Annotated in this window: 17 protein-coding genes and 1 riboswitch; of the genes, 6 read left to right on the top strand and 11 right to left on the bottom strand. The window is 72.9% G+C overall.

The window, feature by feature from the left end; all coding sequences use genetic code 11:
• Positions 1 to 92: 92 nt before the first annotated feature.
• Positions 93 to 752, top strand: coding sequence for a hypothetical protein (locus ACFYP4_RS00485; RefSeq protein WP_358853042.1), 660 nt, complete (start codon positions 93 to 95; stop codon positions 750 to 752).
• Positions 753 to 1,183: 431 nt separating this feature from the next.
• Entirely contained in the window at positions 1,184 to 2,242 is a 1,059-nt protein-coding gene (gene sepH, locus ACFYP4_RS00480; RefSeq protein WP_358853041.1) for a septation protein SepH, read from the top strand.
• A gap of 313 nt (positions 2,243 to 2,555) precedes the next feature.
• On the opposite strand, the gene ACFYP4_RS00475 is transcribed toward sepH, so the two are convergent.
• Positions 2,556 to 3,383 (bottom strand): sulfurtransferase, encoded by an 828-nt coding sequence (locus ACFYP4_RS00475; protein ID WP_358851497.1) that lies wholly within the window; start codon positions 3,381 to 3,383, stop codon positions 2,556 to 2,558.
• A 305-nt stretch (positions 3,384 to 3,688) separates the two neighbouring features.
• Here ACFYP4_RS00475 and ACFYP4_RS00470 point away from each other — a divergent pair, with 305 nt between their 5' ends.
• On the top strand, positions 3,689 to 4,492 hold the full coding sequence (locus tag ACFYP4_RS00470; RefSeq protein WP_358851496.1) for a VOC family protein: 804 nt from the start codon (positions 3,689 to 3,691) through the stop codon (positions 4,490 to 4,492).
• Between the two features lie 46 nt (positions 4,493 to 4,538).
• Here ACFYP4_RS00470 and ACFYP4_RS00465 read toward each other — a convergent pair whose 3' ends face one another.
• The 4 genes from ACFYP4_RS00465 to ACFYP4_RS00450 form a co-directional block, all read right to left on the bottom strand.
• Entirely contained in the window at positions 4,539 to 5,186 is a 648-nt protein-coding gene (locus ACFYP4_RS00465; protein WP_358851495.1) for a thymidine kinase, read from the bottom strand.
• Positions 5,187 to 5,254: 68 nt separating this feature from the next.
• Positions 5,255 to 6,442, bottom strand: coding sequence for an alkaline phosphatase family protein (locus ACFYP4_RS00460; RefSeq protein ID WP_388781332.1), 1,188 nt, complete (start codon positions 6,440 to 6,442; stop codon positions 5,255 to 5,257).
• Positions 6,442 to 7,029, bottom strand: a complete 588-nt coding sequence (locus ACFYP4_RS00455; protein ID WP_358851493.1) for a DUF5998 family protein — start codon at positions 7,027 to 7,029, stop codon at positions 6,442 to 6,444. The genes ACFYP4_RS00460 and ACFYP4_RS00455 overlap by 1 nt, the downstream gene beginning before the upstream one ends.
• A gap of 88 nt (positions 7,030 to 7,117) precedes the next feature.
• Positions 7,118 to 9,991, bottom strand: coding sequence for a GNAT family N-acetyltransferase (locus ACFYP4_RS00450; protein WP_388781329.1), 2,874 nt, complete (start codon positions 9,989 to 9,991; stop codon positions 7,118 to 7,120).
• A 203-nt stretch (positions 9,992 to 10,194) separates the two neighbouring features.
• On the opposite strand from ACFYP4_RS00450, the gene ACFYP4_RS00445 reads away from it, so the two are divergent.
• The gene (locus tag ACFYP4_RS00445) at positions 10,195 to 10,476 is read left to right on the top strand and encodes an HPr family phosphocarrier protein (RefSeq protein WP_358851491.1); all 282 of its coding nucleotides are present in this window, start codon (positions 10,195 to 10,197) and stop codon (positions 10,474 to 10,476) included.
• Positions 10,477 to 10,719: 243 nt separating this feature from the next.
• On the opposite strand, the gene ACFYP4_RS00440 is transcribed toward ACFYP4_RS00445, so the two are convergent.
• The 4 genes from ACFYP4_RS00440 to ACFYP4_RS00425 form a co-directional block, all read right to left on the bottom strand.
• Positions 10,720 to 11,415, bottom strand: a complete 696-nt coding sequence (locus ACFYP4_RS00440) for a GntR family transcriptional regulator (RefSeq protein ID WP_358851490.1) — start codon at positions 11,413 to 11,415, stop codon at positions 10,720 to 10,722.
• Between the two features lie 184 nt (positions 11,416 to 11,599).
• Positions 11,600 to 12,367, bottom strand: coding sequence for a M23 family metallopeptidase (locus ACFYP4_RS00435; RefSeq protein ID WP_388781325.1), 768 nt, complete (start codon positions 12,365 to 12,367; stop codon positions 11,600 to 11,602).
• Positions 12,368 to 12,379: 12 nt separating this feature from the next.
• Positions 12,380 to 12,539: riboswitch (cyclic di-AMP (ydaO/yuaA leader) on the bottom strand.
• Positions 12,540 to 12,785: 246 nt separating this feature from the next.
• Positions 12,786 to 14,174 (bottom strand): pitrilysin family protein, encoded by a 1,389-nt coding sequence (locus ACFYP4_RS00430; protein ID WP_358851488.1) that lies wholly within the window; start codon positions 14,172 to 14,174, stop codon positions 12,786 to 12,788.
• On the bottom strand, positions 14,171 to 15,538 hold the full coding sequence (locus tag ACFYP4_RS00425; RefSeq protein ID WP_358851487.1) for a pitrilysin family protein: 1,368 nt from the start codon (positions 15,536 to 15,538) through the stop codon (positions 14,171 to 14,173). The genes ACFYP4_RS00430 and ACFYP4_RS00425 overlap by 4 nt, the downstream gene beginning before the upstream one ends.
• Positions 15,539 to 16,060: 522 nt before the next feature.
• Here ACFYP4_RS00425 and ACFYP4_RS00420 point away from each other — a divergent pair.
• The gene (locus ACFYP4_RS00420; protein ID WP_388781322.1) at positions 16,061 to 18,517 is read left to right on the top strand and encodes a DNA topoisomerase (ATP-hydrolyzing) subunit A; all 2,457 of its coding nucleotides are present in this window, start codon (positions 16,061 to 16,063) and stop codon (positions 18,515 to 18,517) included.
• Positions 18,518 to 18,524: 7 nt separating this feature from the next.
• Here the strand turns inward: ACFYP4_RS00420 and ACFYP4_RS00415 are convergent, their stop codons facing one another.
• Positions 18,525 to 19,658, bottom strand: a complete 1,134-nt coding sequence (locus ACFYP4_RS00415; protein WP_388781319.1) for a CobW family GTP-binding protein — start codon at positions 19,656 to 19,658, stop codon at positions 18,525 to 18,527.
• A 421-nt stretch (positions 19,659 to 20,079) separates the two neighbouring features.
• Positions 20,080 to 21,258 (bottom strand): citrate synthase, encoded by a 1,179-nt coding sequence (locus ACFYP4_RS00410; RefSeq protein WP_388781316.1) that lies wholly within the window; start codon positions 21,256 to 21,258, stop codon positions 20,080 to 20,082.
• A gap of 108 nt (positions 21,259 to 21,366) precedes the next feature.
• Here ACFYP4_RS00410 and ACFYP4_RS00405 point away from each other — a divergent pair, with 108 nt between their 5' ends.
• Positions 21,367 to 22,632 carry a citrate/2-methylcitrate synthase gene (locus tag ACFYP4_RS00405; protein WP_388781312.1) on the top strand — a complete coding sequence of 422 codons (1,266 nt, stop codon included), beginning with the start codon at positions 21,367 to 21,369 and terminating at the stop codon, positions 22,630 to 22,632.
• Positions 22,633 to 22,728 lie beyond the last annotated feature (96 nt).

The following is a 22,728-nucleotide window of genomic DNA, read 5'->3' as shown; positions in this document are numbered from 1 at the left end:
ACGAGGGAGCCGGGGCCGGGGTGCCGGCGCCGGAGCCGTCATCGGTGGCGGCGTCACCGGGGTCCGGGCTCCGCGTGGGAGCGGGGGTCGGCGTGGGACTCCACCCCGTGTCACCGTCGCCGCCCGGTGAGGGCACGCCGTCGTCCGGTGTGCCGCTGTCGGCCGGGGACGGCGACCGCGAGGGATCCGGCGACGGAGTGCGGTCCGGCGAGGGCTTCCCGTGGTGGCCGGACAGGGCGTCACCGACCGTGGTGCCGGCGCTCCCGCTGAAGTTGTCACCGGACACCAGCTCGTACGTGGTGATGCCCGCCATGGTGACGCCGAAGACGAGCGCGGCGGCGACCAGCGGCCGCTTCCAGCCGGTGACCCGCGCGCGATGGACGGTTCCCGCCCCGAACTCGTGCGCGGGAGCGGTCGGTTCCGCGGGCTCCGGCCTCCTCGGCCGGGACCCCGTCGCCCGCTTCGGCCGCCCCTGGACCTTCACCTCGCGTATCTGCTCGCCGGTGCGGCTGAAGAAGTGCTGGAAGACCGTGCCCCCGCACGTCGCGATCGCGCTCACCACCCCGGCGCCGAGGATCGTCCCGTACACCCCGAAGTACGAGGCGAGTCTGGCCGCCACCACCGCGGCCACCGCGCTGCCCGCCACCTGCGGGACACTCAGGTCCACCCGCTTCCTCTTCGGCTCCTGTGAGGTGTCCGACGTTTCACCCATTCCCGAACCTTGCCTGCCTTTCCCGTACTTGGCCGACTGACTGCACGAGATGGGGACGTATGGGCGAAACCAATAGTTCCGTTTCTGGTTGTTTCGTGAAGTGCGCCACGATCGGGGGTGCGAAGGGCGCACATCGGGCAGTTGACTCAGGGCCGCCACGCGAAGTCGCGCGGCGTGCCGATCCACGCAGGTGGCCCGAATGGAGTACTGTTGCGAGCCCTGGAGTCCGGACTCCCGCCAGGGTGTCCGGGGCCTTGCAGGACCGCCGAAGGGGGATCGTTGCACAGGGTGATGAAGGTCGTCACCCAGCGTTGCGAACAGGTAACCGTGCCATAACGGCGATCACGGGCCCGTGCCCGACACGCCGGGCAACTCGGCAAGGTTGTGGCAGGCTGCACCCGGGCAGGCCACACTCGACTAGCGGAAGCAGCGACGCACGTGACGTCGGCAGGCACCACCCGGGAGGTCCCCATGCCCGAACTGCGTGTCGTGGCCGTCTCCAATGACGGCACACGGCTGGTGCTGAAGGCTGCGGACAGCACGGAGTACACGCTTCCTATCGACGAACGTCTCCGCGCCGCCGTGCGCGGCGACCGTCCCCGCCTCGGCCAGATCGAGATCGAGGTGGAGAGCCATCTCCGCCCCCGGGACATTCAGGCGCGTATACGCGCCGGCGCCTCCGCCGAGGAGGTCGCGCAGTTCGCCGGCATCCCCGTCGACCGCGTGCGTCGCTTCGAGGGTCCCGTGCTCGCCGAGCGTGCCTTCATGGCCGAGCGGGCCCGGAAGACTCCGGTCCGCCGTCCCGGTGAGAACGCCGGCCCCCAGCTCGGCGAGGCCGTGCAGGAGCGGCTGCTGATCCGCGGGGCCGAGAAGGACAGCGTCCAGTGGGACTCGTGGCGGCGCGACGACGGCACCTGGGAAGTGCTGCTCGTCTACATGGTCGCGGGTGAACCGCACTCGGCGAGCTGGACGTACGACCCGCCCCGGCGGCTCGTCCAGGCCGTCGACGAGGAGGCGCGCTCGCTGATCGGCGAGTCCGAGGACCTCGCGGCGCCCGAGCCCAGCTTCCCGTTCGTGCCGCGGATCGCCCGGCTGCCGCGGGACCGCCCGCTGGACCGTGCCCTGGACCGGCAGATGGAGCGGCCCAGCCTGCCTGCGGCGTCGCCCGAACCGGCCGAGGAACCCGCGAGCGAGCGGGATTCGCTCACCAGCCTGCTGGAGGCGGTGCCCAGCTTCCGCGGCGACATGGTCGTGCCCGAGCGCACTGCCGGCACGGAGTTCCCCGCCGCGGAGGAACCGCCGGAGTCCGAGCCCGAGGTGGAGGAGCCGCCGGCTCCCGCAGCCTCGGCAGGTGCCGGTTCGGCCTACGCGGACGTCCTCATGCCGCGGTCGGTCGGCAGCCACCGCGACCGTCTCGTCGGTTCCACCGACCGCCAGGCCGAGGCCGACGGAGTCCGGCCGGGCCGCCGCGCGGCGGTGCCGAGCTGGGACGAGATCGTCTTCGGCACCCGCCGGAAGAAGCAGGAGTAGCCGCTCGTACGTCAGGTACCGGCATGTGTACCGGCGCACGAGAGGCACGTCGTACGGGAGAGGGGGGGGGGGGGCCGCCCGGGGGCGCCCCCCCCCCCCCCCGGGCCCGGGGGCCCGGGGGCCCCCCCCCCGGGGGGGGGGGGGCCCCCGCCCCCCCCGCCCCCCCGCCCCACCCCCGCCCTCTCCGGCGCCGCACAGCCCTCCCCCCGCCTCCCCGCCCCGCCGCGGCCGCGGCGGCGGGGGGGGGGGGGGCCCCCCCCCCGGGCGGGCCGCCCCCCCCCTCTCCCGTGTCCGCGGGCCGACGGGCGCCCCGCTACTGGGGGTCGGGGCCCACGGCGACCGGACGGCCCGCGTCCCGGGACCATTCCGACCAGGAACCCACGTAGAGCGCCGCCGGGATGCCCGCGACCGCGAGCGCGAGGACCTGCTGGGCGGCCGAGACCCCGGAACCGCAGTACACGCCGACCTCCGTCCCGCCCGTCGCACCGAGGGACTTGAAGCGCTCGGCGAGCTCCTCGGCGGGCAGGAGGCATCCGCTTTCGGCCAGATTTTCCGTGGTCGGCGCCGAGACCGCTCCCGGGATGTGCCCGGCGACCCGGTCGATCGGCTCGACCTCGCCGCGATAGCGCTCGCCGGCCCGCGCGTCGAGGAGCAGCCCGGTGCGGGCCAGCGCGGCGGCGCCGTCCGCGTCCAGCAGCGGCAGCCCACCCGGCGCGGGCACGAAGTCCCCGGGGACCGGATCCGGCACCTCCGACGTCAACGGCCCGCTCCAGACGGCCAGGCCGCCGTCAAGCACACGCACCGCCGGATGCCCCGTCCAGCGCAACAGCCACCAGGCGCGTGCGGCGGCCCAGCCGAGGCCGCCGTCGTACACCACGACGTCCCGGCCGGCCCGGACCCCGGCGGTCCGCATCGCGGCTCCGAACACCTCCAGGTCCGGCAGCGGATGCCGGCCCCCGGCACCGGGCGGACCTGCGAGCTCGGAGTCCAGATCGACGAAAACAGCCCCCGGCAGATGCGCTTTCTCGTACTCGGGCCGCAGGTTCGGACTGCCCAACTGATAACGGACGTCGAGAAGCACCGGCGGGTTCGGCCCTGCCAGAGCGTCGGCGAGTTCGGAGGCGGAGATGATGGCGTTCATGGCCACCATCCTCGCGCACGGGGTGGCCGCGTCGTCCAGGTCCGGCTACTCTGCTCCGCCGGACAGCCCCGATCACGAGGAGTGTGCGATCGGGCACGTGCTGTACAGCTGATGGCCACCGGTCGACAATGTCGCGGAAACGGATGAGTGCCCGCATAACGGGCATCCTCTCGCGGTAGTACGGCGCCCGGCGGAGCGACCGGCGGTGCCGGCATCGGCGCGGGGCGTGCGTGCCCGGGGCGGATGCACGCCCACGCACAGGCGGAAGTCAACCGGCCCCCACGAGGGCCGAGAAGAGAGTGACGATGACCGAGGCACGGGGGTCGGCCGGCCTGAACGGCACCACACACGCCCGGCGCACACCCGGCACGCCCTGTTGGGTGAGCCTGATGGTGCACGGGACGGCCGCGACCCAGGAGTTCTACGGAGCGCTGTTCGGCTGGGAGTTCGAGCCGGGTCCCGAGCAGCTCGGCCCGTACGCGAGGGCGCTCCTCGACGGCCGCGAGGTGGCCGGCATCGGTCACCTGCCGCCCGACCGGCAGCTGCCCGTCGCCTGGACTCCCTACTTCGCCTCGGACGACGTGAACGTGACGGCCGAGACCCTGCGGCACTCCGGCGGGACCGTCGGGGTGGGTCCGCTGGACGCGGCCGACGCCGGCCGGCTCGCCATCGCGTCCGACCCGACGGGAGCCGTCTTCGGCGTCTGGCAGGCGGCGGCCCATCTGGGCACGGGCATCAGCGGAGTGCCCGGCACACCGGCCTGGAACGAACTGCTGACCCGCGACTCGGCGAGCGTCGCCAAGTTCTACCAGGGCGTCTTCGGCTTCGAGCTGGAACCGGTCGACTCCGCCGACCTGGACTACGTCACGCTCCTGCTCGGCGGCCACCCGGTGGCCGGCATTCACGGCGTGGGCCGCGCCCTGCCCCGGGACCGGGGTGCGCACTGGCTGACGTACTTCGAGGTCGCCGACGCCGAGGACGCCGTCACCCGCGTCGTGGAGCTGGGCGGCCGGGTCCTGAAGCCGCCGCACGACTCGGCGCACGGGCGCATGGCCACGGTGGCGGACCTGGAGGGCGCGGTGTTCTCGGTGCTCCACACGGCGCGCTGAACCGCCCGGACCCGCGGCGGGGCGGCCCGGGCGTCAGGCTCAGGCGTCAGGCGGAGGCGACGGGCAGGACGTCCGGGGACAGGGCGCCCGCCCGGGCGGTGGCGGCCGTCATCCGGCGCCGGTGGTGGCGACGGCACAGCACCTCGTATCCGACGGCGTCCGACTGGTTGACGTCGCCGACCACCACCTGGGCGCCTTCCACGACCATCTCGCCCCCTATGGTGCGGGCGTTGTGCGTGGCCCGGGCGCCGCACCAGCACAGGGCCTCGACCTGGAGGACCTCGACCCGGTCGGCCAGTTCCACCAGTCGCTGCGAGCCGGGGAAGAGCTTGGAGCGGAAGTCCGTGGTGATGCCGAAGGCGAAGACGTCGATGCCGAGGTCGTCCACGATGCGGGCCAGCTGGTCGATCTGGTCCTCCGCGAGGAACTGGGCCTCGTCCGCGATGACGTAGTCCGCGCGGCCGCCCTGCGAGAGGTGGTCGACCACGTACGCGTACACGTCCTGGCCGGCCGCCACCTCCACGGCGTCCGTGACCAGGCCGAGCCGGGAGGAGAGCTTGCCCTCCCCCGCACGGTCGTCACGCGTGAAGATCAGGCCCTGCAGCCCCCGCGCGGAGCGGTTGTGCTCGATCTGGAGAGCCAGTGTCGACTTCCCGCAGTCCATGGTTCCGGAGAAGAACACCAGCTCGGGCATGGCGGGTTGAGCACCTTTCGGCGGGAGGTCGGCTGGGATTCGAAGGCGTGCGCATCTGTGCGGACGACTCAGGAGCGTACTTGGAGGAGCGGGACCAGCTGCTCAACGGGGGTCATCGAGCCGTGGTTGCCGACCATGGCCGACTCCTTCGGCTCGCGCTCGGAGGCGATGAGCAGGACGTCGTCCCGGGCCGCCGCGACCACGTCGCCGATCCGCCCGTACACCCGCTCGTCGATCCGCGGCCCGAACCAGCCCGCGTCGATCGCCTCGTCGCGCGACGCCACCCAGAACTGCTCGCCGAGCACTTCGCGCCAGCAGGTCAGGACGTCCGCCTCGGCGCCCCGCACGGCGTAGACGTGGCGCGCGCGGCCCTCGCCGCCGAGCAGGGCGACCCCGGCGCGCAGCTCCCAGTCCTCGTCGAAGTCGATGCGGTGCTGTTCGTCGAACGGGATGTCGATCATGCCGTGGTCGGCGGTGACGTACAGGGCCGTGCGCGGCGGGAGCTGTTCCGCGAGCCGCTGGACCAGGCGGTCGACGTACATGAGCTGGCCGCGCCACGGGTCGGAGTCGACACCGAAGCGGTGGCCCTTGCCGTCCACCTCGGCGTAGTACGTGTAGACCAACGAGCGGTCGCCCGCGGCCAGTTGCTCGGCCGCGAAGTCCATGCGCTCCTCGCCGGTGAGCCGGCCGTGGAACGTGCCGCCGCTCAGCGCGACCTTCGTCAGCGGCGTGTTCTGGAAGCCGGGCGAGGAGACCTGGGCGGTGTGCACGCCGGCCGCGTCCGCCAGCTGGAAGACGGTCGGGTACGGCTGCCAGACGCGCGGCTCCGTCCACGGATTCCAGCGCAGCTGGTTCATGAGCGCGTCCGTGTCCGGATTGCGGACGGTGTAGCCCGGCAGGCCGTGCGCGCCGGGCGGCAGACCGGTGCCGACCGAGGCGAGGGAGGTCGCGGTGGTCGCCGGGTAGCCGGCGGTGATCGGGCGGCCCGTGCCGCCGCGGGAGGACGCCAGCAGGGACGTCATGAAGGGGGCCTCGTCCGGATGCGCCCTCAGCTGCTCCCAGCCGAGGCCGTCGATCAGGAAGACGCAGTTGCGGTCGGCCGCGGCCAGTTCCGCGATGGCGGCGGTCGCACCCGGTACGCCCATGCCCGCGGCGAGCGTGGGCAGCAGGTCGGCCAGCGAACCCGTGCCGTACTCGGGGACGGGTGCGGAGTCGACGGCGAGAGGTTCCGGGTCGTCCCAGGCGGGCAGAGCCATCAGCTCGCGATGTCCGCGGTCGCCTCGGAGAGGGACTGCGCGAAGGCGAGGGCCTGGCGGACCGTCTCGGGGCCGTCCCCTGCCTCGCTGACGCGCAGGCTCAGGTCGTCCGCCGTGGAGCTGCCCGTGTAGCCGTGGTCCGCCTCGCAGTTGGGATCGCCGCAGGCCGCCGGCTCCAGGTCGATGCGGGAGACGGCGCCCCAGCCGATGGTCAGGACGACCTCGCGCGGCAGCGTGCCCGGGACGTACGACTCGGGGTTGGCGACCACGCGGCTGAGCACGACCGACGAGATCCGGCTGAGCTTGACGGACTCCGTGGACGTCGTGGCGTACGGCGTCGGCGAGGTGGTGTCCGCCGCCTGCTCGTCGGTGTGGCTCACGACGAAACGGTTGGCGGTGAGGACCAGCACCGTGACGTGCCTGCGGACCTCGTTCGCGTCGAACGTCGTCTCCTGGTGGACCAGGAACGACTTGACGGCATCACCGCCGACGGCGGCCTCCACCGCCTCGGCCACGAGAGCCGGGTAGTAGCCGCTGCGCTCGATCGCCGCTCGCAGCCCCTGGGTCGTCGTACTGGTCTTGGCCATGACGTCCATCCTACGGGGGTGCGCCGACTGCACGGCACCGCTCGCGGGTGTCCGTGCGGGACGGGGCGCCTGCCGACGGCGCGGGCGCTCAGATGACGGGCAGTGTGCGCGGGCCGAGGTCGTCGCGGGCGGGCGGGCGGGCGAGCCGCACGGTGGCCCCCAGGACGCTCAGGCCGCGCGGAGCGACGACCACCGGCTCCAGGGAGACCGCGACGACCTCCGGGTGGTCGTCGACCAGCCGCGACAGGCGCAGCATCAGCTCTTCGAGCGCCGCCGTGTCGACCGGCGCCGAACCGCGCCAGCCGAACAGGAGCGGCGCCGTCCGGATCGACCGCACCAGCGAGGTCGCCTCCCGGTCGGTGACCGGGATCAGCCGGTGGGCCGTGTCGCCGAGCAGCTGGGACGCGGCCCCGGCGAGACCGAAGGAGAGGACGGCGCCGGCCGCCGGGTCGATGACGGCCCGCACGACCGTGTCGACCCCGCGCGGCGCCATCGCCTGCACCACCGGCCGCAGCTCCTCCGGGCCGCCGAACAGCTCGGTCAACTCGGCGTACGCCCGGCGCAGTTGCTCCTCGTCCGCCAGGTCGAGCCGGACGCCGCCCAGGTCGGCGCGGTGACGCAGGTGCGGGGCGGTGGTCTTGAGGGCGACGGGGTAGCCGAGGGTGCGGGCGGCCTGTGCCGCGGCCTCGGGCGTGGGCGCGGGCAGTGCCCGGCGGACCGCGATCCCGTAGCGCCCGAGCAGCTCGCACGTCTCGTCCGCGCCCAGCGTGAGCCCCTCGTTCCGCGCGAGCAGGCCGTCGATCAGCTCGGCGGCGCCCTTCTCGTCGATGTCGTCGTACTCGGGGACCCTGCCGGGCTCGGCGGCGTCGCGGCGCCACTGGGCGTACTTCACTGCTTCGGCCAGGGCCCGGACGGCGCGCTCGGCGGCGGGGTAGGCCGGGATGAGCCGGGGGCTCGCGGCGGGATCGTCGGCGGCCGTGGCCCCGGCCCGGCGAGGGGACTCGCTCCGCCCGGGCGCGGCAGAGGCGGCCGGGGGCCGGGAACCGGGGGCGGCCGGCTGGGGGGCGGTGCTCGCGGCGGCGGACAGCGCCTCGGCGAGCCCGCCCAGCTCGACGTGGACGACGAGCACCGGCTTGGCGGGGGCCGCCGCGGCGGCGGAGCGCAGCGCCCCGGCGAGGGCCTCGTCGGCCGCGGGCGTCTCCCCCACCGCCGGGATGGCGGTCACCACCACCGCGTCGCACGTGTCGTCGGCCAGCGCGTGGGCCAGCGCGTCGTGGAAGTCGTCCGCCGAGGCCGCCGTCGTCAGGTCCAGCGGCGGCAGCGGCCGCAGCCCCTGGGCGAGGCACGCGTCGTAGGTGAGGAGCCCGAGCGACTCCGAGTTGCCGAGGATCGCCACCCGGGGCCCGGGCGGGAGCGGCTGGCGCGCGAGCAGGAGACCCGCGTCGACGAGCTCGGTGATGGTGTCGACGCGGATGACGCCGGCCTGCCGCAGCAGCGCGGAGACGGTCGCGTGCGGCAGCCGGGTGGCCCGGACGGCGTGGCCCTGGGGGGCGGCTCCGCCGTGCCGGGCGCCCTGGACGACGACCAGGGGCTTGGCCGCCGCGGTCCGCCGGGCGAGCCGGGTGAACTTGCGCGGGTTGCCGATGGATTCGAGGTACATCAGGGCGACGTCGGTGTCCGGGTCGTCGTACCAGTACTGGAGCACGTCGTTGCCGGAGACGTCCGCGCGGTTGCCCGAGGAGACGAAGGTCGACACGCCGGTCACGCCCGTGACACCGCCGCCGCGCCGGTGCAGCCGGGACAGCAGCGCGATGCCGATGGCGCCGGACTGGGCGAACAGGCCGATCCGCCCGGCGCGGGGCATCTCCGGGGCGAGCGAGGCGTTGAGCCGCACCCCGGGCGAGGTGTTGATGACCCCGAAGGCGTTGGGCCCGATGATCCGCATGCCGTACGTGCGGGCCTGGCGGACCAGCTCGCGCTGGCGCTCGCGGCCCTCGGGCCCGCTCTCGGCATATCCGGCGGAGACCACGACGAGCCCCTGCACGCCGTGCTCCCCGCACTCCGCGACGGTGTCCGGCACGTGCTCCGCGGGGACGGCGACGACCGCGAGGTCGACGGGCTCGGCGATCTCCCGGACGGAGCGGTGGGCCGGGACGCCCTCCAGCTCCTTCTCCTCGAACGCCCTGTTCACGGCGTACAGGCGGCCGGTGAAGCCGGCCTCGCGGAGGTTGTCGAGGACGCTGCGGCCCACTCCGCCGGGCGAGCGGCCCGCGCCGATCACGGCCACCGAGCCGGGCGCGAGCAGCCGCTGCACGGACCGTGCCTCGGCCCGCTGCTCCCGCGCCCACTGGACGGCACGCGAGCGGTCCGTCGGCTCCAGTCCGAACTCGAGCCGGACCACCCCGTCCTCGAAGCTGCGCTTCTGCCGGAAGCCCGCGTCCGTGAACACCTTGATCATCTTGCTGTTGGCCGGCAGCACCTCGGCGGCGAAGCGGCGGATGCCGCGCTCCCGGGCCACCGCCGCGATGTGCTCCAGCAGGGCAGAGGCGACACCGCGTCCCTGGTGGGCGTCCTGCACGAGGAAGGCCACCTCGGCCTCGTCGGAGACGGGTGCGCCCTCTGCCGCGCCGGGCGCGGGGTGGGAGGAGGCGGGCAGGCCGTCGGGGGTGATGCGGTCGTACCGTACGGTCGCGATGAACTCGCCGCCGATCGTGGCCGCGAGTCCCACCCGGTCCACGAAGTCGTGGTGCGTGAAGCGGCGGACGTCCTTGGCGGACAGCCGCGGGTAGGGCGCGAAGAAGCGGTAGTACTTCGACTCGTCCGAAACCTGCTCGTAGAAGCTGACCAGGCGCTCGGCGTCGTCGACGGTGATGGGGCGGACGCGCGCCGTGCCGCCGTCGCGCAGCACCACGTCGGCTTCCCAGTGGGCGGGGTACTCGTGCCGGTCCGACGGGGTCTGCATGGGCCCCAGCGTACGGCTCGCGTCCGGCGACGTCGCGAGGCAGGCTTGGGGGTCCGCCACCGCCTCCGGGGGCGTGCCGGGTGACTCCTCCGGGGCTCGTCCCGGAGGCTCCCGCCGGGGTGGGCCCGCGGTCCGCCCGGGCACGCTTCACCGTATGGGACACTGGTCTAGACAACCTTGGAACACCGGAAGGGCAGCATCACATGGCTGAGCGCCGCGTCAACGTCGGCTGGGCCGAGGGCCTCCACGCCCGCCCCGCCTCCATCTTCGTCCGGGCGGCCACGGCCTCCGGCGTCCCCGTGACGATCGCCAAGGCGGACGGCAACCCCGTCAACGCCGCGTCGATGCTCGCGGTCCTCGGCCTCGGCGCCCAGGGCGGCGAGGAGGTCGTCCTCGCCTCCGACGCGGAGGGCGCGGACACGGCCCTCGACCGCCTGGCCAAGCTGGTCTCCGAGGGCCTCGACGAGCTTCCCGAGACCGTCTGACTCCTCGGACACTCTCTTGTGCGGCGAAGCCGCGTCGGCCCGACCGGTCGACGCGGCTTCGCCGTTCTCGCGCCTTTCCGGATCCCGTCGCTCGGCTCCGGTCGGCGGCCGGTCGATATCAGCACGCCGTCCGGACAATGCGACAGGCACCCGAAAAGGCGCGACGGGAATTCCCGGCGCACGGAAAGAGGGCAGCGGAAACAGCCGCCTTCCGAATATCCCTCTTTGTATACGGTGCTTCTGTTAATGCCGTGGGCCGGAGATGTTTACGGGAGGTTGCGAAGTCCTCACGCGGTCCGCGGGTCGGGCGCGCCGCGCGGAGCGGAAACGGTGCGCGGAGGCGGCGCGCTCGGCGTGCAGCGCGGTGATCGCGCGCGCCCGCTCACTGTCCCCGCGCGCGACGGCGTCCACGATGCCGCCGTGCTCCGCCCAGGCCTCCGCGGCGTCGGCCGGCGCCTCCACCGCGTACATCCAGGCGATCTTGTGCCGCAGCTGGGCGAGTGTCGAGGTCAGCGCGGGGCTCCCGGACGCCTGGGCGAGCGTCTCGTGGAACCAGGCCCCCAGGGACCGCAGATCCTCGCTGTGGCCTCTCCTGGCCCGCTCCTGCCCGAGCCTGACCAGGCCCCGCAGAACCTTGAGGTGGGCCTCGGTGCGGCGCTGGGCGGCCCGCGCCGCGCCCAGGGGCTCCAGCAGCATCCGCATCTCCAGGAGGTCCGCCGCCTCCTGTTCGGTGGGTTCCGCCACGCACGCGCCCGCGTGCCGCCGGATGACGACGAACCCCTCGGCCTCCAGCGTGCGCAGCGCCTCGCGCACGGGGACGCGCGAGACCCCGTAGCGGCGGGCGAGCAGTTCCTCGGTGAGCCGGCTGCCGCGCTCGTAGACACCCGCGACGATGTCGTCACGGATCGCCGTGCATACCGAGTGCGCCGGAATGCGCATGAGCGGACCTCCGCCTCAATCCTCGCGAAACGCCGTCGATTGACGCTCGTTCAGCGACTCTATTGCAGCGGGACGGAATTTCCGATGGCGGACCGGAATCCATATGCATTTTTTGGACGGACGCGCGTCCGAAACGCCGAAGGCCCCGGCTCGTCGAGCCGGGGCCTTCGGAAGTCGCCGGGTGTCAGAGGCTGACGCCGTGCGAGCGGAGGTAGGAGACGGGGTCGATGTCCGAGCCGTACTCGGCCGTCGTACGGGCCTCGAAGTGGAGATGCGGTCCCGTAGAGTTGCCGGTCGAGCCGGAGAGGGCTATCGGCTGGCCCGGGGTGACGGTCTGTCCCTCGGAGACGTTGACGGACGCCAGGTGGCCGTACATGGTGTACGTCCCGTCGTGCATCTTGATCACGACCTGGTTGCCGTAGGCGCCGGCCCAGCCGGTCGTGACGACGGTGCCGGCGCCGACGGCCTGGACGACGGTGCCCGACGCGGCGTGGAAGTCGACGCCGGTGTGGCTGCCGGAGGACCAGAGGCTGCCGCCGGTCTTGTAGCCGGTGGAGACGTAGGAGCCGGCGACCGGGGCGACGAAGGTGTTGAGAAGCTTGCGCTCGGCGGCGCGGGCGGCACGGGCCTTGACCTCGCGCTCCTTCTTGGCCTCAGCCATGACCCGCCGCTTCGCGGCCTCCTCGGCCTTCTTCAGCGCCGCGGCCTCGTCGGCGGCGTGCCGCTGGGCGGCGGCCTGCGCGTCGACCTGCTCGGCGACCGTGTCGCCGATGGTGACGGCCTGGGTCAGCCCGGTCTGCTGGACGGAGGCGGCGTCCGCGGCGAACGCGGGGGCGGCCAGGGTTCCGATGACACCGGTGGTGGTGAGAGCCGCCACGCCTGCCGCACTCTTGGTGGTACGCGTGATCCGGCTGGGACGACGGTGCTTCCCGGTGGCACGGGTGAACGCCATGAAGGGGCTGGTCCTTTCCTTCCCTCTCGCCTACCGGGTTAGCTGACGGGTTCGGAGCAGGAAGGTCTCCTACGGGCCTCCTTGGGGAAGGACGCCCGATTCACCCCAGGGACTGCGATGGGTCCCCGGCTCCCCTGGCTCGCGCCGTACGGGGACTCGGCGATGACTGTCCGGTGCCGCGGACGCGGCGCACTGCCCGACGAACAGTCGGACTGACGCTAAGGGGGGCGTCTTTCAATCGACAAACGAATCACGGCTTTTGTAGTGCACGCCACAGGGCAGAAGGGCAACGCCCCGGCAATACGGACATAACGCGGACGAAGCCGGGTAAGCGCGCGCGGAACCCCGGATGGACGACGGGTAAACGCGGGGACCCTGGTGACTCATCAGTCACCAGGGTCCCGTCGTCCGCGGGGCTCTACTCGGCCCGAACGACGCTCACTTCACCGATGCCGAGGGCCTTGACGGGCTCCTCGATCTGCGCGGCGTCGCCCACCAGGACCGTCACCAGGCGGTCGACCGGGAAGGCGTTCACGACGGCCGCGGTGGCCTCCACGGTGCCTGTGGCGGCGAGCTGCTGATAGAGCGTCGCCTGGTAGTCGTCCGGCAGGTGCTGCTCGACCTGGTCGGCGAGCGTGCTCGCCACCGCCGCCGCCGTCTCGAACTTGAGCGGTGCGACGCCCACCAGATTCTGCACGGCCACGTCGCGCTCGGGGTCCGTCAGACCGTCCGCGGCGAGCGTGCGCAGCACCTTCCACAGGTCGTCCAGTGCCGGACCGGTGTTGGGCGTGTCCACCGAACCGCTGATGGCGAGCATCGCGGCACCCGAGCCGTCCGGAGCCGAGCGCAGCACCTGGCCGAACGCCCGCACTCCGTAGGTGTAGCCCTTCTCCTCGCGCAGGACGCGGTCCAGGCGCGAGGTGAGGGTGCCGCCGAGGCAGTACGTGCCGAGCACCTGGGCGGGCCACACCCGGTCGTGCCGGTCGGCTCCGACGCGGCCGATGAGCAACTGCGTCTGTACGGCGCCGGGGCGGTCGACGATGATCACGCGGCCCCGGTCGTCGGCGGTGACCGGTGGCACCGGACGCGGCTCGGCCGGGGAGCCGGTCCAGGCGCCGAGCGTGTCGGCGAGCAGCGCGTCGAGGTCGACGTCGGTGAGGTCGCCGACGACCACGGCGGTGCCGGTGGCGGGACGCACGTGCTTCTCGTAGAAGGCGCGCACGGCCGCAGAGTCGATCTTCTGGACCGTCGCCTCGGTGCCCTGGCGCGGACGCGACATGCGCGAGCCGGCCGGGAACAGCTCCTTGGAGAGCTCCTTGGCCGCGCGGCGGGCCGGGTTGGCGCTCTCGTGCGGGATCTCGTCGAGCCGGTTGCGCACCAGCCGTTCGATCTCACTGTCCGTGAAGGCCGGTGCCCGCAGGGCGTCGGCGAGCAGGCCGAGCCCCTTCTCGAGCCGGGAGACCGGGACCTCCAGCGAGAGACGCACGCCCGGGTGGTCGGCGTGCGAGTCGAGGGTGGCGCCGCAGCGCTCGAGCTCGGCTGCGAACTCCTCCGCGGAGTGCTTGTCGGTTCCCTCGGAGAAGGCGCGGGCCATGATCGTGGCGACGCCGTCGATACCGGCGGGCTCGGCCTCCAGGGGGGCGTCGACGAGCACCTCCACGGCGACGACCTGCTGGCCGGGGCGGTGGCAGCGCAGAACCGTCAGGCCGTTGTCGAGCGTGCCGCGCTCGGGTGCCGGGAACGCCCACGGCCGGGCCTCGCCTGCCTGCGGCCGGGGGTGGAACTCCATCGTCGCGAGCTCGGTCACTTGGCCGACTCCTCGTCCTCGTCAGTGGCTTCGGCGGCCGCTGCGGCCTCCGCCTCGTCGGCGGCGACCGGCTCGTACACGAGCACCGCGCGGTTGTCGGGGCGCAGCCGGGCCTTGGCGACCTCCTGCACCTCCTCGGGGGTGACGGCGAGCACGCGCTCCACCGCGGTGAGGGCGAGCTGCGGGTCACCGAACAGGACGGCGTACCGGCACAATTCGTCGGCGCGGCCCGCGACGGTGCTCAGCCGGTCCAGCCACTCCCGCTCCAGCTGGGCCTGGGCGCGCTCCATCTCCTCGGTGGTGGGGCCCTCCTCGGCGAACCGGGCGAGCTCCTCGTCGACGGCCGCCTCGATGACCGGGACCTCGACGTCACCGGACGTCTTCACGTCGAACCAGCCCAGGGAGGGCGCTCCGGCGAGCCGCAGCAGACCGAACCCGGCCGCGACGGCGGTGCGGTCACGGCGGACGAGCCGGTTGTAGAGGCGGGACGACTCGCCGCCCCCGAGGACGGTGAGCGCCAGGTCGGCCGCGTCGCACGCGCGCGTGCCGTCCTCCGGGAGGCGGTAGGCGGCCATCAGCGCGCGGGCCGGGACCTCCTCCTCGACGACCTCGCGCAGCTGCTCGCCGATGATGTCCGGCAGCGAGCCGTCGCGCGGGGCGGGCTTCCCGTCGTGCCCGGCGATGGAGCCGAAGTACTTCTCGATCCAGGCGAGGGTCTGCTCGGGGTCGATGTCCCCGACGACCGACAGGACCGCGTTGTTGGGGGCGTAGTAGGTCCGGAAGAACGCGCGGGCGTCCTCCAGGGTGGCCGCGTCCAGGTCCGCCATCGACCCGATCGGGGTGTGGTGGTAAGGGTGGCCCTCCGGGTAGGCGAGGGCGGTCAGCTTCTCGAACGCGGTGCCGTAGGGCACGTTGTCGTAGCGCTGCCGGCGCTCGTTCTTGACGACGTCCCGCTGGTTCTCCATGGACTCTTCGTCGAGCGCGGTGAGCAGCGAGCCCATGCGGTCGGCCTCCAGCCAGAGAGCGAGCTCCAACTGGTGCGCCGGCATGGTCTCGAAGTAGTTGGTGCGCTCGAAGCTCGTCGTGCCGTTCAGCGAGCCGCCGGCGCCCTGTACGAGTTCGAAGTGGCCGTTGCCCTTCACCTGGCCCGACCCCTGGAACATCAAGTGCTCGAAGAGGTGGGCGAGGCCGGTCCGGCCCTTGACCTCGTGGCGCGAGCCGACGTCGTACCAGAGGCACACCGCCGCGACCGGGGTCAGATGGTCCTCGGAGAGCACCACGCGCAGGCCGTTGGCCAGGCGGTGCTCGGTCGCTGTCAGGCCGCCGGAGCCTGCCTCAGCTGTGGCCGTGTGACCCATGGGCATGTACGTCCCTTCGATCGCGGAAAACTGCAGAATTCCTGTCGGTCCTGCCACTGTATGCAAGCGCGCAGACGCCTGGCGAAGTTCCCGCACCTCGTACGCCCACAGCGAGACTTCCGCCGTGGGATCCGGACGCCTGCGCGAAGCGGTCACCGCGGGGTGGGCGGCCCGGTGGGCGGTCGCTCGCGGTGCCGCGTCGGGGGCCGGCCGGCCGGTCCTCCCCGGGGCGGCCGGGCCACCCGGAGCGGACGCACGGGCCACGAGCGGACGGTCGGGCCGGGCCGCGAGGGGGTGGTCGGGCCGGGCCACGAGCGGACGGTCGGGCCGGGCCGTCCGGAGCGCCGTGCGGGCGACCGGCGCGGGGGTGGCCGAGCCGACCGGAGCGGCCGTGCGGGCCGCCGGCGGGCGGGCCGCGGGGCCCGGCGGGAGCGGTTGGGGACGGGTAGTGGTCCGCGTTGTCAGTGGAGCGGTCCACAATGGTGCGCGTCAGAACCCGTTCATGTTGGTGAAGGAGCCGCAGCAGCGATGGCCCGCCGCAGCACGAAGACCCCGCCGCCCGACGACTTCGAGGAGCGGATCCTCGACGTCGACGTCGTCGACGAGATGCAGGGCTCCTTCCTCGAGTACGCGTACTCGGTGATCTACTCCCGGGCCCTGCCGGACGCGCGTGACGGCCTCAAGCCCGTGCACCGCCGCATCGTCTACCAGATGAACGAGATGGGCCTGCGCCCCGACCGCGGCTACGTGAAGTGCGCCCGCGTCGTCGGCGAGGTCATGGGCAAGCTCCACCCGCACGGCGACGCGTCGATCTACGACGCCCTGGTGCGGCTGGCCCAGCCCTTCTCCATGCGGCTCCCCCTGGTCGACGGCCACGGCAACTTCGGTTCCCTCGGCAACGACGACCCGCCCGCCGCCATGCGGTACACCGAGTGCCGGATGGCCGACGCGACGTCCCTGATGACGGAGTCGATCGACGAGAACACCGTCGACTTCGCACCGAACTACGACGGGCAGGAGCAGGAGCCCGGCGTCCTCCCGGCGGCCTACCCCAACCTGCTGGTGAACGGCGCGTCCGGCATCGCCGTCGGCATGGCGACCAACATGCCGCCGCACAACCTCGGCGAGGTCATCGCGGCCGCCCGGCACCTGATCCGTCACCCGGGCGCCGACCTGGACACGCTGATGAAGTACGTCCCGGGGCCCGACCTGCCCACCGGCGGGCGGATCGTCGGGCTCTCGGGGATCAGGGACGCGTACGAGACGGGCCGCGGCACCTTCAAGATCCGCGCCACGGTCGCCGTGGAGAGCGTGACACCGCGCCGCAAGGGTCTCGTCGTCACCGAACTGCCCTTCACCGTGGGCCCGGAGAAGGTGATCGCCAAGATCAAGGACCTGGTCGGCGCGAAGAAGCTGCAGGGCATCGCCGACGTCAAGGACCTCACCGACCGGGCGCACGGCCTGCGCCTGGTCATCGAGATCAAGAACGGCTTCGTGCCGGAGGCCGTCCTCGAACAGCTCTACAAGCTGACGCCGATGGAGGAGTCCTTCGGCATCAACAACGTGGCTCTGGTCGACGGCCAGCCCCTCACCCTGGGCCTGAAGGAACTGCTCGAGGTCTACCTCGACCACCGCTTCGACGTCGTGCGCCGACGCAGCGAGTTCCGCCGCACCAAGAAGCGCGACCGGCTGCACCTCGTCGACGGGCTCCTGATCGCCCTGATCGACATCGACGAGGTCATCCGGCTGATCCGCTCCAGCGACAACTCCGCCCAGGCCAAGGAGCGTCTGATCGGACGCTTCTCGCTCAGCGACATCCAGACGCAGTACATCCTGGACACGCCGCTGCGCCGGCTCACCAGGTTCGACCGCATCGAGCTGGAGACCGAGCGCGACCGGCTGAACGGCGAGATCGACGAACTGACCGGCATCCTGGACTCGGACGCGGAGCTGCGCAAGCTGGTCTCGAACGAACTGGCCTCGGTGGCCAAGAAGTTCGGCACCGACCGGCGCACGGTGCTGCTGGCTTCCGCCGGTTCGCCCGCCGCCGCCGTCCCCCTCCAGGTCGCGGACGACCCGTGCCGGGTCCTGCTGTCCTCCACGGGCCTGCTCGCCCGTACGGCGAACGGCGACCCCTTCGGCGAGGACGCGGACGGCAAGCGCAGCAAGCACGACGTGATCGTCTCCGCGGTGCCGGCGACGGCCCGCGGCGAGATCGGCGCGGTCACCTCCTCCGGCCGCCTGCTCCGGCTGAACGTGATCGACCTCCCGCAGCTGCCGGAGACGGCGTCGGCGCCCAACCTCTCGGGAGGCGCGCCGATTTCGGAGTTCCTGCCCTCCCTGGCGGCGGACGAGACGGTGGTCTGCCTCATGACGCTCGACGAGTCGTCGCCGGGACTGGCGATCGGCACGGCACAGGGCGTGGTCAAGCGCGTGGTCCCCGACTACCCCTCCAACAGGGGCGAGCTGGAGGTCATCACGCTCAAGGACGGCGACCGCATCGTCGGAGCCGTCGAGCTGAGCACCGGCGACGAGGACCTGGTCTTCGTCACCGACGACGCCCAGCTGCTGCGCTACCAGGCCGCACACGTCCGCCCGCAGGGCCGTCCCGCGGGCGGTATGACGGGCATCAAGCTCACCGAGGGCGCCAAGGTGATCTCGTTCACGGCCGTCGACCCCGCGGCGGACGCGGTCGTCTTCACGGTGGCGGGCTCGCGCGGCACACTGGACGACTCGGTCCAGACGACCGCCAAGCTGACCCCCTTCGACCAGTACCCGCGCAAGGGGCGCGCCACGGGCGGCGTGCGCTGCCAGCGGTTCCTCAAGGGCGAGGACTGCCTCTCGCTGGCCTGGGCGGGCCCCGCTCCGGCGCGGGCGGCGCAGAAGAACGGCACGCCGGCCGAGCTGCCCGAGATGGACCCGCGCCGCGACGGCTCGGGGGTGTCCCTGGCGAAGACGGTGGCGGTGGTGGCCGGACCGGTGTAGCCCCGGCTCACTCCTGCGGACGCTGCTCCTGTACGTAGCGGAGGACGCCCCACATGCTGTGCTCGTCGGCGTGCGGGGCGTCCTCCTTGCATGCCTCCAGCTCCTTGCCGAGGGCGTGGGCGTCGATTCCCGCGCCGATGAGCACGAGCTGGGTCAGCCGCTCGTCGCCGTCGGCCCACGGCTCGGGATAGAAGCGCAGGAACCGCCCGACGGCGTGCACCGCGTACCGGTTGCGCGGGTCGGCGGCGCCGAAGTCGACGTACCCCTTGATGCGGTAGAGCCCCTCGGGCCTGCTGTCGAGGAAGTCCATCAGCCGGCGCGGTCCGAGCGGGACCTCGGAGGTGAAGGACACGGAGTCGTAGGCGGAGTGCAGATGCCCGCCGTGGTCGCCGCTCCCGTCGCCGTGCCCCTCTCCGCCGCCGTGGACGTGGAGGTCGTCGAAGGACAGCTGCCCGATGCGCTCCTCGGTCGGCCTGCAGTCGAAGAGGAACTCGGGGTCGATACGGCCGAAGGTCGCCGGGACGACGGCGGCGCGGTCGGCGAGCTCACGGACGACCCGGAGCACGTGCTCACCGTCGGCGGCCGGCTCGTCCCCGGTGCCCTCCGCGCCGGAGGTGTGCGGGCCGGTCCCGCGTCCCGCGACGGCCCGGTCCAGCTTGTTGACGACGACGAGGTCGGCGAGGGCCAGATGCCGGTCGATCTCGGGGTGTCGCGCGCGAGTGGCGTCGAACTCGGCGGCGTCGACGACCTCGACGAGACCGCCGTAGACGACCCGCGGATTCTCTCCGGCCAGCACCATCCGCACGAGCTCCTGCGGCTCGGCGAGCCCGCTCGCCTCGATGACGATGACGTCGATCCCGGCCGAGGGCCGGGCGAGCCGCTCCAGATAGTCGTCGAGCTCTCCGGCGTCGACGGCGCAGCACAGACAGCCGTTTCCGAGAGCGACGGTGGAGTCGCCCAGTGCTCCGGCCACGGCCATGGCGTCGATCTCGATCGTCCCGAAGTCGTTGACGATCGCGCCGATACGGCTGCCTCCGCTGTGGTGCAGCAGATGGTTGAGCAAGGTGGTCTTGCCGGAACCCAGGAACCCGGCGAGGACCACGACCGGGATCTGCGGACTCGACTCACTCGGCTGACTCAACGTGCGCCCTCTCTGGACCTGAGCGTGCACCGGCTCATGGACCGGATTCGCGTGCTCGCGACGAATGCCGACCCAGGATACGAGCGGGAGGAAACGCCCCGAAGTGAACCTCACGTCGGCAGCGCTCGCGGGACACACGTCGGGCATGGCGCCGGGGCACCCGCCCCGCATTTCCCTCCGTACGCCTCCTCTCCGCCCCCTGCCGATCGGCGCCGCTCGGCAGAACTGCTGCACCGGCCGGCTCGGATCGCCGGACGCCGGGTGCCAGGCGCCGGGCGTATGACGTCGGGCGCCGGACGCCGGGCGCCGCACGCGGGCGCGGGCGCCGGGCGTATGACGTCGGGCGCCGGACGCCGGGCGCCGCACGCGGGCGCGGACGCGGGCGCGGGCGCGGGCGCGAGGCACCGGACAAGAGCGACGTTCAGGCCGCCGCCGGAACTCGCTGAGGTGCCGGCTCCCCGACGTACCGCGCCGCCGGCCGGATGATCTTCGGGTCCTCCGCCTGTTCCACAATGTTGGCACTCCAGCCGACGACCCGCGCCGCGGCGAAGGTCGGCGTGAACATCTCACGGGGCAGCCCGCACAGTTCCATGACGACGCCCGCGTAGAACTCCACGTTCGTGTGAAGTTCCCGGCCCGGCTTCAGCTCGGCGAGGATCGCCTCCACCCGGCGTTCGACCTCCACCGCGAAGTCGACCAGCGGCCCGCCGAAACCCTCGGCAATGCCCCGGAGCATGCGGGAACGGGGGTCCTCCGTGCGGTAGACGGGGTGGCCGAAACCCATGATGCGGTCGCCTGCGAGGACGCGTTCGCGGATCCAGGAATCGATGCGTTCGAGCGTGCCGATGGCGTCGAGGGTGTCCAGGGCACGACTCGGAGCGCCACCGTGGAGGGGGCCGGACAGTGCTCCCACCGCGCCGACCAGACACGCGGCGACATCCGCGCCTGTCGACGCGATCACCCGCGCCGTGAACGTTGACGCATTGAATCCGTGGTCAATGGTGGAGATGAGGTATTGCTCGATCGCCCTGGCCCGCGTCTCGTCCGGCTCCGTGCCCGTGAGCATGTAGAGGTAGTTGGCCGCGTAGGAGAGATCGTCGCGCGGCTCCACCGGATCGAGCCCCTGCCCGAGCCGGTACAGCGCCGTCAGCAGTGTCGGCACGGCCGCGGAGGCGGCGAGGGTGTCGGCGCGACGCCGGTCGGCGCCGATGTCGTACACCGGCCGGAACCCCAGGGACGCGCCGAGCAGCGACAGGGCGGTGCGCATTCCGGCGAGGGCCCCGCTGCCGGCGCTCCCCGCGGCGATGGCCGGCAGTGCCGCGCGCACCTCGTCCGGCAGCCGTCGCAGCGCCGCCGTCCTTCCGAGGAACGCGGCACGCTGAGCCGTGTCGGGCAGGTCGCCGTGGAGCAGCAGGTGCCAGACGTCTTCGAAGCCCCGGGTCCGCGCGAGTTCGACGGCCGAGTACTGGCGGTAGTGGTAGAAGCCCTCCCGTCCTCTGACGTCCCCGAGAGCGGTGTCGGTGACGACGACACCCGCGAGCCCTCGGGGGATATCGACAGGAGCGAAGGACGCGGTGGCAGCGGCCCGGTTGTTCGGCATGGTTTCCTCCCTGGACTTGATTCGACTGTCCATGCTTGACTCAATGGTTGTCAATATTGATTGGATCAATGTGAATCAATGTCGTCGAGGTATGGATACGGTGACGCCATGAGGGATCGAGAACTGCCGGCGCCCACCCGCGACGTGGAACGGCGGATCAGCACCAGAGAGACCGCCGAGCTGCTGGGCGTGAAGCCGGAGACGGTCTACGCGTACGTCAGCCGGGGCCAGCTCAGCAGCCGCCGCGAGCCCGGCGGGCGCGGCAGCACCTTCGACCCCCACGAGGTCGAGGCGCTCGCACGGCGCAACGGGCGTGGAGCGGGAGGGAGTTCGAGCGCCGCGGGGGACTTCTCGGTGCGTACCCGCATCACCTTGATCGACCAGGACCGCTACTACTTCCGCGGGGTCGACGCGACCGAACTCGCCGCCCGCCACTCCTACGAGGAGATCGCCGAGTGGCTGTGGACCGGACGGCTGCGCCCCGGTGTCACCTTCACCGCCCCGGAAGCCTCCGTCGCCCCGGCCCGCCGCGCCGTCGACGCGCTGCCCGAACACAGCAGTCCCACCGACCGGTTGCGGGTGGCGGCCATCGCCGCCGCGGCCGCGGACCCTCTGCGCTTCGACCTCTCCGAGAGCGCGGTACTCGGCACCGCACGCACTCTCATCCCCACCCTCGTGGCCGCGCTGGCGCCGGTGCGGCACGACCACCGCGACGAGGGACCGCTGGCCCACCGGTTGTGGGCACGCCTCACCGGCCGCAGCCCCGACGAGGTGTCCCTGCGCGCGCTGGACACGGCGCTGGGGCTGCTCGTCGACCACGACCTGGCCGCCTCGACGCTCGCCGTCCGTGTCGCCGCCTCGGCCCGGGCACACGCCTACGCCGCCGTCTCGGCGGGCCTCGGCGTCCTGGAGGGACCCCTGCACGGAGCGGCCAGTGGACTTGCGCACCGACTGCTGCTGGAGGTGCTGGACCGGGGCACCGCGGTCCCCGTGATCGCCGACGAACTGCGCGCCGGGCGCCGCGTTCCCGGGCTCGGACACCGCCTCTACCCCGGCGAGGATCCCCGCGCGCGTGCCCTGTTCGCCCTCCTCGCCGAGGTGCCGCACGCCGCACCGGCCCTCGCCGCCGCCCAGGACGTCGCGGCCACCGCCGCCCGCCACACCCCCCTGCACGCCAACGTCGACCTCGCCCTGGCCGTCCTGACGGTCGCCTCCGGTATGCCCTCCACGGCAGGCGAGACCGTCTTCGCCGTGGCCCGCACGGCCGGCTGGATCGCCCACACCCTGGAGGAGTACGGCGAACGGCCCCTGCGCATGCGGCCGAGCGGGCACTACGTAGGAGCACGACCGCCTCAGCCGCTCCCCGGTGGGTGAGCGGGCGCGGCGAAGCCCGATGCGTTCACGCCTCTTCACGCGCCGGGTGTCACGTCAATGCGCCCCCCTTCGCGCCACTGGAAGCGTTTGGCGGGG

It is taken from the genome of Streptomyces sp. NPDC005551 (assembly GCF_042871785.1).
In the GTDB taxonomy this organism is placed as follows: Bacteria; Actinomycetota; Actinomycetes; order Streptomycetales; family Streptomycetaceae; genus Streptomyces.
The sequence above is the reverse complement of the archived record's forward strand: the minus strand, read 5'-3'. Positions and strand labels throughout refer to the sequence as shown.

What these genes read in the sequence shown, in the direction of transcription:
- ACFYP4_RS00410 (WP_388781316.1), bottom strand. Translation starts at nt 21,258, where the DNA reads ATGCCGAACAACCGGGCCGCTGCCACCGCGTCCTTCGCTCCTGTCGAT.
- ACFYP4_RS00460 (WP_388781332.1), bottom strand. Translation starts at nt 6,442, where the DNA reads ATGGCTCTGCCCGCCTGGGACGACCCGGAACCTCTCGCCGTCGACTCC.
- ACFYP4_RS00450 (WP_388781329.1), bottom strand. Translation starts at nt 9,991, where the DNA reads ATGCAGACCCCGTCGGACCGGCACGAGTACCCCGCCCACTGGGAAGCC.
- ACFYP4_RS00425 (WP_358851487.1), bottom strand. Translation starts at nt 15,538, where the DNA reads ATGCCCATGGGTCACACGGCCACAGCTGAGGCAGGCTCCGGCGGCCTG.
- ACFYP4_RS00435 (WP_388781325.1), bottom strand. Translation starts at nt 12,367, where the DNA reads ATGGCGTTCACCCGTGCCACCGGGAAGCACCGTCGTCCCAGCCGGATC.
- ACFYP4_RS00405 (WP_388781312.1), top strand. Translation starts at nt 21,367, where the DNA reads ATGAGGGATCGAGAACTGCCGGCGCCCACCCGCGACGTGGAACGGCGG.
- ACFYP4_RS00470 (WP_358851496.1), top strand. Translation starts at nt 3,689, where the DNA reads ATGACCGAGGCACGGGGGTCGGCCGGCCTGAACGGCACCACACACGCC.
- ACFYP4_RS00475 (WP_358851497.1), bottom strand. Translation starts at nt 3,383, where the DNA reads ATGAACGCCATCATCTCCGCCTCCGAACTCGCCGACGCTCTGGCAGGG.
- ACFYP4_RS00420 (WP_388781322.1), top strand. Translation starts at nt 16,061, where the DNA reads ATGGCCCGCCGCAGCACGAAGACCCCGCCGCCCGACGACTTCGAGGAG.
- ACFYP4_RS00440 (WP_358851490.1), bottom strand. Translation starts at nt 11,415, where the DNA reads ATGCGCATTCCGGCGCACTCGGTATGCACGGCGATCCGTGACGACATC.
- ACFYP4_RS00465 (WP_358851495.1), bottom strand. Translation starts at nt 5,186, where the DNA reads ATGCCCGAGCTGGTGTTCTTCTCCGGAACCATGGACTGCGGGAAGTCG.
- ACFYP4_RS00455 (WP_358851493.1), bottom strand. Translation starts at nt 7,029, where the DNA reads ATGGCCAAGACCAGTACGACGACCCAGGGGCTGCGAGCGGCGATCGAG.
- sepH (WP_358853041.1), top strand. Translation starts at nt 1,184, where the DNA reads ATGCCCGAACTGCGTGTCGTGGCCGTCTCCAATGACGGCACACGGCTG.
- ACFYP4_RS00445 (WP_358851491.1), top strand. Translation starts at nt 10,195, where the DNA reads ATGGCTGAGCGCCGCGTCAACGTCGGCTGGGCCGAGGGCCTCCACGCC.